11 protein-coding genes and 1 pseudogene are annotated in these 13969 nt (G+C 48.2%); 8 read left to right on the top strand and 4 right to left on the bottom strand.

Annotated elements, in window-relative coordinates; genetic code table 11:
- Positions 1–2 precede the first annotated feature (2 nt).
- Together BUB73_RS09085 and BUB73_RS09080 are read right to left on the bottom strand one after the other, a co-directional pair.
- On the bottom strand, positions 3–869 hold the full coding sequence (locus BUB73_RS09085; protein WP_073285183.1) for a hypothetical protein: 867 nt from the start codon (positions 867–869) through the stop codon (positions 3–5).
- A gap of 6 nt (positions 870–875) precedes the next feature.
- A complete protein-coding gene (locus BUB73_RS09080) occupies positions 876–2198 on the bottom strand; it encodes a hypothetical protein (protein WP_073285180.1) in 1323 nt (440 codons plus the stop codon).
- A gap of 505 nt (positions 2199–2703) precedes the next feature.
- Between BUB73_RS09080 and BUB73_RS09075 the strand changes: the two genes are divergently transcribed.
- The 3 genes from BUB73_RS09075 (at position 2704) to mnmA (ending at position 6394) form a co-directional block, all read left to right on the top strand.
- Positions 2704–3984 (top strand): O-acetylhomoserine aminocarboxypropyltransferase/cysteine synthase family protein, encoded by a 1281-nt coding sequence (locus BUB73_RS09075; RefSeq protein WP_073235891.1) that lies wholly within the window; start codon positions 2704–2706, stop codon positions 3982–3984.
- 170 nt (positions 3985–4154) lie between these two features.
- Entirely contained in the window at positions 4155–5087 is a 933-nt protein-coding gene (gene cysK, locus BUB73_RS09070) for a cysteine synthase A (protein WP_073158950.1), read from the top strand.
- 200 nt (positions 5088–5287) lie between these two features.
- The gene (gene mnmA / locus BUB73_RS09065; RefSeq protein ID WP_073285178.1) at positions 5288–6394 is read left to right on the top strand and encodes a tRNA 2-thiouridine(34) synthase MnmA; all 1107 of its coding nucleotides are present in this window, start codon (positions 5288–5290) and stop codon (positions 6392–6394) included.
- 19 nt (positions 6395–6413) lie between these two features.
- On the opposite strand, the gene BUB73_RS09060 is transcribed toward mnmA, so the two are convergent.
- Both BUB73_RS09060 and BUB73_RS09055 read right to left on the bottom strand, forming a co-directional pair.
- Entirely contained in the window at positions 6414–9092 is a 2679-nt protein-coding gene (locus BUB73_RS09060) for a heavy metal translocating P-type ATPase (protein ID WP_073285175.1), read from the bottom strand.
- Between the two features lie 12 nt (positions 9093–9104).
- Complete coding sequence (locus tag BUB73_RS09055; protein WP_073159185.1) at positions 9105–9410, bottom strand: metal-sensing transcriptional repressor; 306 nt, start codon at positions 9408–9410, stop codon at positions 9105–9107.
- 232 nt (positions 9411–9642) lie between these two features.
- Between BUB73_RS09055 and BUB73_RS09050 the strand changes: the two genes are divergently transcribed.
- From BUB73_RS09050 to rhuM, 5 genes and pseudogenes are all read left to right on the top strand, one after another.
- On the top strand, positions 9643–10173 hold the full coding sequence (locus tag BUB73_RS09050) for an FISUMP domain-containing protein (protein WP_083539719.1): 531 nt from the start codon (positions 9643–9645) through the stop codon (positions 10171–10173).
- A gap of 20 nt (positions 10174–10193) precedes the next feature.
- Entirely contained in the window at positions 10194–11126 is a 933-nt protein-coding gene (locus BUB73_RS09045; protein WP_073158944.1) for a threonine/serine exporter family protein, read from the top strand.
- Position 11127: 1 nt separating this feature from the next.
- Positions 11128–11628 (top strand): threonine/serine exporter family protein, encoded by a 501-nt coding sequence (locus BUB73_RS09040; RefSeq protein ID WP_073158942.1) that lies wholly within the window; start codon positions 11128–11130, stop codon positions 11626–11628.
- Positions 11629–11859: 231 nt separating this feature from the next.
- Positions 11860–12606: pseudogene (locus BUB73_RS09035) on the top strand (5-methyltetrahydropteroyltriglutamate--homocysteine methyltransferase); the annotation flags it as partial.
- A 292-nt stretch (positions 12607–12898) separates the two neighbouring features.
- On the top strand, positions 12899–13789 hold the full coding sequence (gene rhuM, locus BUB73_RS09030) for a RhuM family protein (protein ID WP_073285173.1): 891 nt from the start codon (positions 12899–12901) through the stop codon (positions 13787–13789).
- Positions 13790–13969 lie beyond the last annotated feature (180 nt).

The raw sequence follows: 13969 nt of genomic DNA, 5'->3' as shown, positions 1-13969 counted from the left end.
TGCTACCTCAAATTTTGTTTGGTGGAGCTATAGAGCATGGCGGATGCGGCATACCCTAATCGGTCAAATTCCTTGCAGTCGTTCAGGTATGAATTGACAATTTCGTCTTTGGTGGTGGTTGATACTGTTGCACTGTAGTAAATACGTACAAAGTCTTCGCCGCAGGTGACGTCGTAATCGTCTGTACTGCCGATTTCCATATTTTCTTCGCAAACGGAACTGATTGTGTCGGCTGGTGTGGCCGGATCGAATTGTATGGTTTGGATTAACTGAATTGTTTCACCGTCATACTTTATGGTAGTCGTGTTTTTTTGTATGCCAATGATGTTTGCTTCCATCTTGAAATCGGTATCGGTGTTTCTTGTGATGAAGCAGGAATTTTTGTTGGTGGGGAATTCTACAGGCTCGTTTGGTTCGATAACGGGATTATCCTTGTAGAACGTTTCGCAGTTTTTTTCAAGATTGGTCCGGATCAAGTTTACGGATGACGTTACTTCGTATTTGTACTCGTATGAAAGGTGTCGGCCGGAGCAGGTGAATGTGTCGTAATCTCCGGATTCCGCAAACTCGTCGCAGTAATCCTGGAACTGGCTGTTGGTGGCGAGCGGTGTAATGTAAATGTCCTGCGTTATGAGTACTGCAGAGGGAGTGACGTCGTAAACGATGGAACTGTACACTGATCCCTGATAGACTTCGGTTATAGAAATTTTGGAATCACCGATTGTTTCGATCTTACATGAGTTTTGGGATAAGTCCGGTATGTAGTCGTTGCTGGAATCGTAAGTCGGCTGGCTAGCGGAGTTATCGGTCGTACAAGCCACAAGGCTTGCTGTAGCGAGGGAGATGCGGATAAAATGGGTGTAGAACATGAGTCGTTATAATTTGTCGTCGGGGATGATTCCGGTTTCCTGGATGTCGTTGCACATCGCAACAAGTTCGCTTTTTATAACGTAGATCGGATTCATTGGGTATTCCATCTTGAAACTTCCGGAAACGGTATTTCCTTCGCAGGTGACGATGGATCCGACTTCGTCATTAAGGGCGTCTTCCTTGGCTTCAGCACATTCCTGATCGATGAAACTCTGGGGCAGGTTTTCATTGAATACCGTGGTGGTGCTTTCTTCCAGGATGCCATCGATGTATGCCACGGAAATGGACATAGTGGCGGTGTCTGCGTCGGAGACAGTCATTTCAAATTCGGTGTCGGAATTCTTGCTGATTTTGCAAGTGGCCTTGCCTTTGCTGTTGTCGGAATTGTCGTCCCCAAGGAGCGGAGTGTCGCCGGTGTCTTCTGTATTGAAGGATCCCTTTTGCTGAATCAGGTTGCATTCGGCGATTGCATCATCCTTTGATTGCTTAAAGTTGGAGTAGGGATCGGTTTCGATGTAGGAAAAGGTAATGGTGTTGCCGTCGCAAGAGACTCTGGCGTTAGAATCATAGATTTCTACCGTCCTGTAGTCTTCGCAATAGTAGTCTATTTCGCTTTGGGAAACTTTTGGCCCAAAGGTGAAAATATTCGTTGAGTAAATGGAATCGTTTGAGAAGCGGTCGGTCGTCTCGATGGTTATGGAATCGCGGGCCTCTGCTCTGACATGGAATTCGTTTTCCACATCGTTTAAGACCATGCAGCCGACGGGACCGTTGCTTGCGATGGGATTGCCGTCGTTATCGCTGGGAGTGGAAGGATCGGTGAAAATCGGGCTATTGTCGTCGTCATCGTCGTCATCTTCATCGAAGTCAAAGACCTTGTCTTTGTACATGTTTTCGAAGTTGGCGCATTCTTTTTTGCTGCTTTCGAGGAGCCTGTCTATGGTGATGCCTTCAGCGTCTTCTTCGCTTGTAATTTTAAGGGTTCTGTCTTTGCAGGTGACCGTGGCGTTGTCGTGTTCTTCCTCGGCTTCCCGCTTGTTTTCTTCACATTCTTTTTGGAAGACGGATTCGGGGACGCTTGAACTGTAGATGCTGTAAATTTCCTGGATGGCTTTGTCGCCGTCGATGGTTGTGGTGATGGTGCCTGAAGAAATTCCTGGAATGTTTAGGACCATTTCCACGGTGTTGCTAGAGGTCTTCTTGGCGGTACAGGAGACTACGGTATTGCCGGATGGGTTTTCGGGAGCGGTGCTGTTATCGTCGGAGCAGCCGCTCATGGCGAAAAAGGCGAATCCTACTGCGGAAAGCGCAGAAATTTTCTTGAACATGGTGTTGTCCTCCTAAAATACAGGTTGAAATATAAGTTTTGTGCTGAAAAAATGTTATTTGAGCCCCCGTTATCTGTTGTTATTATAAAAATTGCAGCTTTGTTATAGGAATTTTCTATAGAAAAGCGAATTTTATGAAAAAAGTTGGTAATTTTCCTACTAAACCTATTGGAATTGTAGGGAAAAGGTTTTACATTATAGCCGTTGGTTTGAAAGACCTACAAAAATGGTAGGAAATAGGCCGAAAAATTTTGTACGGAGAAATAAAAAATGGATTTTAAAACTTACCTGAGAAATGACCGGCGATGTCGAGCCGGATTCCGAATGCGAGGCTAACGCATTAAACCAAAGCCCGAGCGAAATGCTCACAAAAACACAAAATGCTAGATCCTCGATCAGGTCGAGGATGACGCAAGAGAGAAACGCAAAAAGAGGTGACTTCGCAAAACCTCATACCTCAAAGCGAAGCGACCTCAAAACCTCACACCTCATAAGGAATTAAAACATGTCTCAGAATCTTCATTTTGAAACTCTTCAGCTTCACGTTGGCCAGGAATCCGCAGACCCCGCAACCGATTCTCGCGCAGTTCCTATTTACGCAACCACCTCTTACGTTTTCCACAACTCCCAGCATGCCGCTGACCGTTTCGGCCTTCGCGATGCCGGTAACATTTACGGTCGCTTGACAAACTCCACCCAGGGCGTTTTTGAACAGCGTATCGCTGCCCTGGAAGGTGGTTCCGCTGCCCTCGCCGTTGCATCTGGCGCCGCTGCCATTACTTATGCCATTGAAGCTCTCGCTCAGGCTGGCGATCACGTGGTTGCCCAGAAGACCATTTACGGTGGCTCCTACAACTTGCTGAAGCACACCTTGGCACCTTTCGGCGTAAGCACTTCTTTCGTTGACACTCACAACCTCGCTGAAGTTGAAGCCGCCATCAAGGAAAACACTAAGATCCTTTACCTGGAAACTCTCGGCAACCCCAACTCTGACGTTTCCGATATCGACGCTCTTATCGAACTTGGCCACAAGCACGGCCTCGCTGTTATCGTTGACAACACCTTCGGTACTCCGTTCCTGTTCCGCCCCATTGAACACGGCGCAGACGTAGTTGTTCATTCCGCTACCAAGTTCATCGGCGGTCATGGTACAACTCTCGGCGGTATCATCATTGAATCTGGCAAGACCAACTGGAAGTCCGGCAAGTTCCCCACCATCGCTAACCCCAACGTTAGCTACCACGGTGTAAGCTTTGCCGATGCAGTTCCGGGTGCCGCATTCGTGACCTACATCCGCGCAATCCTCCTCCGCGACCAGGGCGCTGCAATTTCCCCGTTTGCTGCATGGGCTCTCATCCAGGGTACTGAAACTTTGTCCCTGCGTATCGAACGCCACGTTGAAAACACCAAGAAGGTTGTGGAATTCCTTTCCAAGCACCCCAAGGTTGCTTCCGTTAGCCACCCGAGCCTGCCGTCTCATCCGGACCACGAAAACTTCAAGAAGTATTTCCCCAAGGGTGGCGCCTCCATCTTTACTTTCGAAATCAAGGGCGGTCAGGCCGAAGCCTGGAAGTTCATTGATAGCCTGAAGATCTTTAGCCTCTTGGCAAACGTTGCCGACGTGAAGAGCCTGGTGATTCATCCGTACACCACCACTCATTCCGAACTGAACGAAGAAGAATTCAAGGAACAGAATATCACTCCGTCCACCATCCGCCTCTCCATCGGTACCGAACACATCGATGACATCATCGCCGACTTGGAACAGGCATTGGCCGCAGTTTAATAACGGGTGTGAGGTCGCTTCGCTTTGAGGTGTCAGGTCGGTGCTTACGCACCTAGAGGCATTGTTAGCAATTAGAATGTAATTGGCATACCTCAAAGTGAGCGAAGCGAACGACCTCAAACCTGAAAGGCGCGAAGCGCCGCCCTCAAAACTTTTTTTGGAGAAAAAACATGTCAAAAATTTATACTTCTGCAGATCAGCTGATTGGTCACACTCCTCTTCTGGAACTTACTCACATCGAAGCCGCTAACAATCTCGGTGCGAAGGTTCTGGCAAAGCTTGAATATTTTAACCCCGCAGGTTCCGTGAAGGACCGTATCGCCAAGGGTATTCTGGATGACGCCGAAAAGTCCGGCAAGCTGAAACCCGGTGCAGTGATTATCGAACCGACCTCCGGTAACACTGGCATTGGCCTTGCTTCCGTTGCTGCAGCCCGCGGCTACCGCATCATCATCGTGATGCCCGAAACCATGAGCGTTGAACGCCGCCAGATTATCAAGGCCTACGGTGCAGAACTTGTTCTTACCGAAGGGGCCAAGGGCATGAAGGGTGCTATCGCCCGTGCCAACGAACTGGCTGCAGAAATTCCCAACAGTTTTATTCCTGGCCAGTTCGTGAATCCCGCAAACCCGGCTACTCACCGCGCCACTACCGGCCCGGAAATCTGGGAAGACACCGACGGTAAGGTGGATATCTTTGTTGCCGGTGTGGGTACCGGTGGTACCGTCACGGGCGTTGGCGAATATCTGAAGTCCCAGAACCCCAACGTGAAGGTTGTTGCTGTGGAACCCGCTTCCTCTCCGGTACTTTCCAAGGGTGTTGCTGGCGCTCACAAGATCCAGGGCATTGGCGCAGGTTTCGTTCCTGACACCTTGAACACCAAGGTCTACGACGAAATCATCGCAGTAGAAAACGAAGCCGCATTCGAAGCTGGTCGCGAAATCGGCCACAAGGAAGGCGTGCTGGTGGGCATTTCTTCTGGTGCCGCTCTCTGGGCTGCCAAGGAACTGGCAAAGCGTCCGGAAAACAAGGGCAAGACCATCGTGGCCCTGCTCCCGGATACCGGCGACCGCTACCTTTCTACCGCACTGTTCGCTGAATAAGTTCGCCGAATTAGATCGCGAAAAATTTTCGAAAATTAAAAAAGTGTTGCGGGGCTGCGTGGTCTCATTTGCTGCCCAGTGAACCTTGCCCAATGCACTTTATAAAAATTTCAGAGTGAGAAGACGTCAGAAAGCTCAACAAACTTTCTGGCGTTTTTATTGAATGTTTGTAATTAAGAATCTGTATTTTAGGTGTGAATATGGAATCCTCTAAGAAACGTGTGGCCGTAGGCCTTTCCGGTGGTGTTGACTCTGCTCTTTCTGCTTATCTTCTGAAAAAACAGGGCTACGAAGTCATTGGCGTAACCATGGCCACGTGGGATGGCTCTATCAAGAACATGCCCCATGTGGAAGGTCGTGAAGGTTGCTTTGGTCCTGGTGAAGATGAAAATATCGCCCAGGCGAAGACTGTGGCAGAACGCCTTGGCATACCGCATTATACTGTTTCTGTGACTGAAGAATACAAACGTCAGGTTTTGGATTATTTCCGTGCGGAGTACCGTGCTGGTCGTACCCCCAATCCTTGCGTCCGCTGCAATCAGAATATTAAATTTGGCGCCTTGCATTCAGCTACCCGCCGCATGGGTGTGGAATTCGATTATTTCGCTACCGGTCACTATGCCCGCATAGAATTCAAGAATCCCAAGGAACCTTTCCTTTATGCTGCCTTGGACGATTCCAAGGATCAGACCTACTTCCTTTCCCGCTTGACAGCAGAACAGCTGTCTACCGTGATCTTCCCTCTGGGTGGAATGAAGAAGACCGACGTGAAGGCTTTGGCTGCAGAAATCGGCTGGGTGGATTTTGCCACCAAGAAAGAAAGCCAGGATTTTTTGGAATGCGGTGACTACACAGTTCTCTTTGATGAATCCGACAACAAGCCTGGTGACTTTGTGGACATGAACGGTAAGGTTCTTGGCCAACACAAGGGTATCATTCATTATACCATCGGTCAGCGCAAGGGCTTGAATATTGGTGGTCTTCCTGAACCTTACTTTGTTGTAAGTATCGATGTGAAAAAGAACCAGGTGATTCTTGGTCCCCGTAGTGTTATGAACTGCGTGGACGTAAATGCCGAAGAATTGAACCTGATGGTGGACGAAGATTCTCCGTTGTTGCAGCAACCTTTGACCGCTCATATCCGCTTGGGCCACAAGGGTTCTTTGGCTCGAATTACATCGCTGGATGTGAACGCCGGAACAATTAGCGTTCATTTTGACGAGCCGCAGTTCGCTTCTGCTCCCGGACAGATTCTGGTGCTGTACGCCGGTCAGGGAATTGTAGCTTCGGGAATTATCACAAAGTAGAATCAATAAATTTTTTGCGTTAATTCTTGAATTCGTAGCCCGCGGTGGTTATAACTTTCTTAATAGTTTCGACAGGAACCTTTTCGGAAAAGGTGACTTCTACGGAGTTTGTCTTGTGATTGGCCTTGGCGGTGTCTACGCCGGGGATTGCTTCCAGCGCCTTTTTTACGGCGGCTTCGCAATGGCTGCACATCATGCCTTCGACGGTGAATGTTTTGGTCATGGGAGTGTCCTCTGGTTTTGATGCTTCGGGGAGCACGTTGGTTTCGGGGGTGTCTGCGGTTTCTAGTTCTGCAGAAGGTTCGTCGTTGACTTTGATAATTTTTCCTGAAATGGATTTCTTCAGCTTTTTGTCCCTATGGGAACTGCCGATGTTTGCGAAATTCAAACGCAATGCGTTGGTGACCACGCAGAAACTGGAAAGGCTCATGGCGAGGGCGGCAAATGTTGCGTTCAGGCTCCATCCGAAAAGCTTGTAGTAGCAGCCTGCCGCCAGAGGGATTCCGATGACGTTGTAGATGAATGCCCAGAAGAGATTTTCGTGAATGTTCCTGATGGAGGCACGGCTCAGGCGGATGGCTGCGGGAACGTCCAGAAGATTGCTCTTGACGAGAACTACGTCGGCGGCGTCAATGGCCACGTCGGCCCCTGCCCCGATGGCCATACCTACGTCTGCCCGGGTCAGGGCCGGGGCATCGTTGATGCCGTCACCAACCATGGTGACGTGGCCATGTTCTTGCAGTTTCTGGATGATGGCTTCCTTTCCGTCGGGAAGAACCCCTGCGACAACTTCATCTACGCCTGCTTCTTTTGCGATGGCGTTTGCTGTACGTTCGTTATCGCCGGTGAGCATCACCACATGAACGCCCATGCTTTTCAGTTCCGCAATGGCCTGCTTGCTGCCATCCTTCAAGGTGTCTGCGACGGCGATTATCCCCAGCAGAGAATTGCCCTTGGCGAATAGCAGGGGAGTCTTACCAGATTCTGCCAGCTTGTGGGCTGCGGTAGTCATGGCACTGGATACATTCACTGCGCTTGCGATGAACTTCAAGCTTCCTGCAAAAACTTGCTGGCCGTTTATCGTTCCCAGCAAACCGTTTCCAGGCAACGCCTCAAAATTTTCAATCACAAGATTTGCGCTGGAAGTCGTGTCGGAGGCTGCGCTGCTCAATTCGCCGCCTTCGTAATTCAAAATCGCCTTTGCCAACGGATGTTCGCTCTTGCTTTCAATGCACTTGGCGATGTTCATTAAATCGCTTCTGGAAACATTGTCGGCGACGATGATGTCGGTTACCTTGGGTTCGCCTTTAGTAATGGTACCGGTTTTATCCAACGCAACAATTTGAGTCCTGCCTGTATTTTCAAGTGCGGCGGAAGTCTTGAAAAGAATGCCATGCTTGGCGCCCACACCGTTGCCTACCATAATGGCCACTGGGGTGGCAAGGCCCAAGGCGCAGGGGCAGCTAATGACAAGCACCGTAATGGCACGGGCTAGAGAAAACCCGATTTCTGCGCCGACGAAAAACCATACGGCGAAAGTGACAATGGCGATTCCAATGACCGTCGGAACAAAAATGCCTGCAACGCGATCTGCAATTTTTGAAATGGGAGCCTTTGTTGCAGCGGCATCGCTGACCAGCTGAATAATTTGGGAAAGGGTCGTGTCCTTCCCGACGCGGGTGGCGCGGCACTTCAAATAACCAGACTGATTCAATGTGGCCGAAGTAACGGTGTCGCCGATGTTCTTGTCGATAGGCAGGCTTTCGCCGGTTAATGCGGATTCGTTAACGGCAGAAGAACCTTCCAAGACCATGCCGTCTACAGGAATATTTTCGCCGGGCTTCACAATGAAAATGGATCCCACCTGAACTTTTTCGATGGGGACGATTTTTTCTACGCCGTCTTCTTCAATCGTTGCCTGCTGCGGGGCCAGTTTCATTAGGCTCTTCAAGGCGTTGGTTGTCTTGCCCTTGGAGATTGCTTCCAGTAACTTGCCTACGGTAATGAGGGTGACGATGGTTGCGGCACCTTCAAAGTAGTAGTTGTCCATCCAGGTTTCTGCAGCGGAAACCCCGCCGACGACTTGGGCGCGGCTCATGGCGAAAATAACGGCGATGCTATAAAGGTATGAGGCTCCTGCACCGAGTGCCACCAGGGAGTCCATGTTGGGTGCGCGGTGAAGCAATCCCCTGAAACCATTGATGAAAAATTTCTGGTTTATGACAAGGATGATGCCTGCTAAAATCAGTTGCACCAAACCCATGGCTACGTGATTCTTGTCGGGAGACATGAACCAATCGGGCAGGGGCCAGCCAAACATCATGTGGCCCATGCTGAAGTAAAGCAACGGCAGTAAGAAAATAAGGGAGGCAATCAGGCGACGTTTCAAAATGTTGATTTCTGCGGTGGCTACACTTTCCAGGGCGTCGGCGGTTCCGGCTGCGTTCCCTGTATCGTTCGCAATCCCTGTGGCGTTCTCGCTCGATGGCTCGCCTGCGCTTTTTTGCACGTTTGCCTTGTAACCTGCTTTTTCTACGGCGCGGATAATGGCTGCGGAGTCGGCGGTACCTTCCACGTTCATGGAATTCGTCAATAGACTGACGGCGCAATTTTCTACGCCCTCTACGCTGTTCACTGCCTTTTCGACACGGGCCACGCAGGCGGCGCAACTCATTCCTGTAACATTGAATTTTTGCATTGCTTGCCCGACCTATTTCATCATTTTCTGAAGCGTGTTCAACAGGTCGTCGATGACCTCGTCCTTGCCAGCTCGGATATCATTTGCAACGCAGGTCTTGATATGGTTTGCTAGCAAAGTCTTGCTAAATGCGTTTAACGCAGCGTTGACGGCGGACACCTGTACCAGAACGTCGGTGCAGTAGGCGTCATTTTCAATCATGTTTCGAATGCCCTTGACCTGCCCCTCAATGCGGTTCAGACGGGTCATGAGGCTCTTGATTTCGGAATTTTCTCGTTCCTTTTTCTTGCAGGAACAGCAACATTTTTCTTTTTTCATACTGTAAATATACATACCCCTAGGGGGTATGTACCAATACATTTTATCTATGAGTGTGCTTTCCCGGTGTGAAATTGTAGTGCTTAGTGCAAATATTCATCTTTCGTGATTTATCAATCATAAAAATTGATTGTATTAAAAAAACATATAATTTTCAGAAATATAAAGTATTAGTCAAAAAAACTTTGGGATTCTACATTGTGGCCCGAACAAAAAAACATAGGAGTTCACAATGATGAAAATTCTTCCCTTCTTGGCAATTACCGCAACCTTCGTCCTTACCGCCTGCGAAGACTTCCATAAATGCAAATTCAGCGATGATCAAACATCCTTGAAATGTAGCGAGAATGTCTATAAAGTCGTGAATGCGAATGGGAAAAAGTGGTTTGCACAGAATGCCAATTTCTACACGGATTTCAGCTACTGCTATGGCGATGATTTCAAGATGTGTTTTGACTATGGTCGCCTTTATACTTGGGCTGCCGCAAAGAAGGCTTGTCCTCTTGGCTGGCATGTTCCTACAAAAGCTGAGTATGAATCTCTGATTGCGTCCGGTGAATTTGCAAAGCTGAATGTGGTTAATGCAGGCTTCCGTTACCATGAAGACAACTATGTGGATCGCGACAAGTCGGCTCGCATTTGGATTGATGACGAGTACGATGCGGTTCGCGCCTATATGCTGAACATCAGTGATAACGGCATCATTACCGTGGAACACTTCAACAAGGATATTGCTGCGTCTGTCCGCTGCATCGAAGACTAGTTTTTGTTGAGGGCATTTCCATGGGAATTGATATTGACATCACTAGCGTTTCCTCTGGAAATGCAACCGTTCTTATAGGCGCATGTTTTGCAATCGTACTTTTCCTGATTATTTATGAAGCATTTATCACGAAGAAAGGGATGGGGACGAGCGCCTCGCCGCTTTCTGAAATTCTTGAACAACAGGAGAATCAGGAATTCATTGTTTGCAAAATGATTGCGGAGTTTGCGGCGACGCTGGCTGCTTGCGGTGCGACCAGTATGCAGGTTTTGTCCAGCGTGGCGTACCTTTCGACCCACTTTGGAATTCATGCCGAAGTGACTGGCTTGCCGCAGCATATTCTCCTTTGCGCTGTAGATGATAAACGACAGAAAACTTATACCATCAACCAGAAGATCAAGGAGAATCCCCTTGACTTTGACAGGATTATTTTGCTGAATCATCTTGCCAAGGAAACGGTGACAGAAAATTATTCTCCCGAAATTTTCTATGAAAAGTTCCAGAAGATTCTTGTGGTAAAAAGGCTGCATCCAAATTTTGTTCTTGTGCTGGCGAGCCTTGCCAACGCTTCGTTCTGCAGGCTGTTCAACGGGGACTTTATTTCCATGGCCATTGTGGCTACAGCGACTGCCTGCGGATTTTACTTGCGAAGAACTTTGTGCTCGCGGTTCAAACTGGATTTTAGAATGGGTACGATTTTGGCGGCTACCATTTCTACGGTCATTGGCACCAGCGGCTATGTTTTTCAGATTGGAGAAACACCTAATGTGGCTCTCGCTACAAGCATCCTTTACCTGGTTCCGGGAATCCCGTATATTAATTCGCTTAGCAATTTGCTGAATGGAATGTTCCTGGGTTGCATCAGCCAGTTTTTTAAGGGCGCCATTCTAACTATCTGCCTATCGCTAGGTTTTTGCGTAGGCCTTGTTCTCACCAACCTTCATTTCTTCTAATATGTTACTGACATTACTTCAAGACGGATTTTTCGCTTCCATTGCAGCCGTCGGATTTGGAAGCATCAGCAATGTGCCTAAACGGATTTTCGCAGGTTGCGGCCTTGTGGCGGCCATTGGCCACGTCACCCGATTTGTGTTGATGAACCTTTGCGGCTTTCACATTATATGGGCGAGTCTCGTGGCGGGTTTTTCCATCGGGACGTTTGCAGTCCTTTTGCGAAAAGTCTGGAAGTGCCCCTGCGAATCCTTGGCGTTCCCGGCGCTACTTCCCATGATTCCCGGTATGTACGCCTATCGCTCCGTGCAGTCCCTGATTCTTTGTTTCAAGACTCCGAGCGACGGTTTGTTTGACCATTACATACACATATTCTTCTACAACTTTATGGTATGCTTCTTGGCGATTTTGCTGATGGTCTTTGGCGTCACCTTCGTCATACACCTGCAAAAGAAAAGATCCTTTGAAATCAAGTGGAATCGATTCTTTCATAAAGGCGTATAGCAAAAAACTATCGCAAACTCTAAAAATTAAGTATTGGACAAAGCGATAGATTCCATCTATATTTGGCGGCATCTAAGAAATAACTCTTAGTTGAATACTGTCTTTGATGACAGCGTGGCGGCGAAGGTTTGCGCCTAGTGCTCTCCTTTAGCCCTGCGACAACATGAAAAGGAAAAATACGATGTCAAATACGCACCATTTTGATGTGGTGGGCAGTTTTCTGCGCCCCGCAAATTTGTGAAGTCTCTTGAAAGTGACGGTCATGAAGCCAAGCAGACCATTCCTGCTCCTGCTCAACTTTTCCAGCAGCTTATCGTTCCCCAGAACATCGAAACGACCCGCAAGTTCTACGCCACAAACGATGAACTGATTGAAGATATTGCCTACGCCTACCGCGGCGTAATCCGTCAGCTTTATGACGCTGGCTGCAGAACTATCCAGTTCGATGACTGTACCTGGGGTGCAATCGTTGGCGATGCCGCCGCACAGCGCTATAAGTCCCTGGGCTTGAGCCTTGACGTGGTGAAAAATCAGCTGCTTCATGTGAACAACCTGGCCATCGAAGGCAAACCTGCGGACTTGCAGATCAATACCCACATTTGTCGTGGCAACTATCACTCCACCTATTTCACCAGCGGCCCCTACGATTCCGTGGCGGATTACGTTTTCGCCCGTGAAAATGTGAACACGCTTTATCTGGAATACGATGACGAACGCTCCGGTGGTTTTGAGCCCTTGTCAAAGGTAAGCGCCGACAAGGTTGTGGTTCTTGGCTTGATTACTTCCAAGTCCCCCAAGCTGGAAGACAAGGCGACGGTTATCGCCCGCATTAAGGAAGCGACCAAGTACATTCCTTTGGAACGTCTGAAGCTGAGCCCTCAATGTGGCTTTGCCTCCTGCGATGTGGGCAACAAGCTAACCGCATTTTCCGTGCTGAGTGCAATCGCAAAGGAACAACTTTTAGAAAGCGTGAAATGAATGCGTTAGGCCCCGCCGCCCGCATGGGGTCGGACTCGCGCGGCGGTTGCCTTGTGCAGTCGCAGGTCGCGCGAGGCTGAACGAACGACTCGCATCGCGAGTCGATAGCGCAAGAGGGCCGGCCTGCCAGGGCAACGCCCAAAACATAGTCCCCTGTCGCCTATAGTTTGCAAAGTGAAATTTTTTCGCGCCCCGCCTTGACACCGCCCAAACTTTTGTATAAATTTAGTAGTGAACAAAAGAACACTGATTAAACTGTCGCTTTTTCAAGCCTGTAGCGACTGGAGGAAAAATGGATAAAGCAGTTTCTGCCAATAATGGCGAAAAGAACGAAATCATTGTATATCAGCCGGAGGGCGGCGAATTTCACATTGAAGTTCGCGTAGAGAATGAAACCGTTTGGCTTACGCAGGCTCAGATGGCAGAATTATTTGATGTTCAGCGTCAAGCGATTACGAAACATATCAAGAATATTTTTGAGAGTCATGAACTAGAGGAAAAGTCAACTAGTTCCATTTTGGAACTAGTTCAGAAGGAGGGCAATAGAAATGTCCTCAGAAAAGTTGCTTTATACAATCTTGACATGATTATTTCCGTAGGTTTTAGAGTTAATACCTTAAAAGGTATAGAATTCCGTCGCTGGGCAAACCAGGTTCTCAAGGAATATTTGCTTAAAGGCGGCTCCGTAAATCAGCGGTTGATTTCACATGAAAACAAGCTGGAAAATCATGATTCCAGGCTTTCGTCCCTTGAAAAACAGGTCGATTTCTTTGTCAAGGCGAACTTGCCGCCGAGTGAGGGAATCTTAAATGCAAAATCCTGGTGGAGCGGGTATGAATTTGCGGCGCAGTTGGTGCGTTCCGCAAAAGAAGAAATCGTCATTATCGATCCGTATGCCGATGATGTTACTCTTTCTTTAGTTGCAAAGAAGGCCGAAGGTGTTAAAGTTTTCGTGTATTCGGCTCGCATTAATAGAACCATGAACGATGAAGCGGCCAGGCTGAATCGGCAGTTCCCGACCGTTGAACTTCGCAACATGCGTGATGTCCACGATAGGTTCATCATTGTCGATAATACAATTTACCATGTAGGCGCAAGCATCCGCGATTTAGGCAGCAAGCTAACCGCATTTTCTGTACTGAGTGCAATCTCAAGGGAACAACTTTTAGAAAGCGTGAAATGAATAACCGTCGCTTTTTTATTCACGTTTCAAACAGGCTCTGTACAAGAACGCACTATAATTACCGCATAAAAAGTTACAAAATGGTAGAATTTTACAGATTTTCATATATAAAATCTGCGTTTTTGGTAGAAATCCATTTGTTTTGGGTAGTGAATTAAAACTAGTCTTTTGGTAAATTCA

Origin of the sequence: Fibrobacter sp. UWH6 (genome assembly GCF_900142465.1) — a bacterium.
In the GTDB taxonomy this organism is placed as follows: domain Bacteria; phylum Fibrobacterota; class Fibrobacteria; order Fibrobacterales; family Fibrobacteraceae; genus Fibrobacter.
The sequence above is the reverse complement of the archived record's forward strand: the minus strand, read 5'-3'. Positions and strand labels throughout refer to the sequence as shown.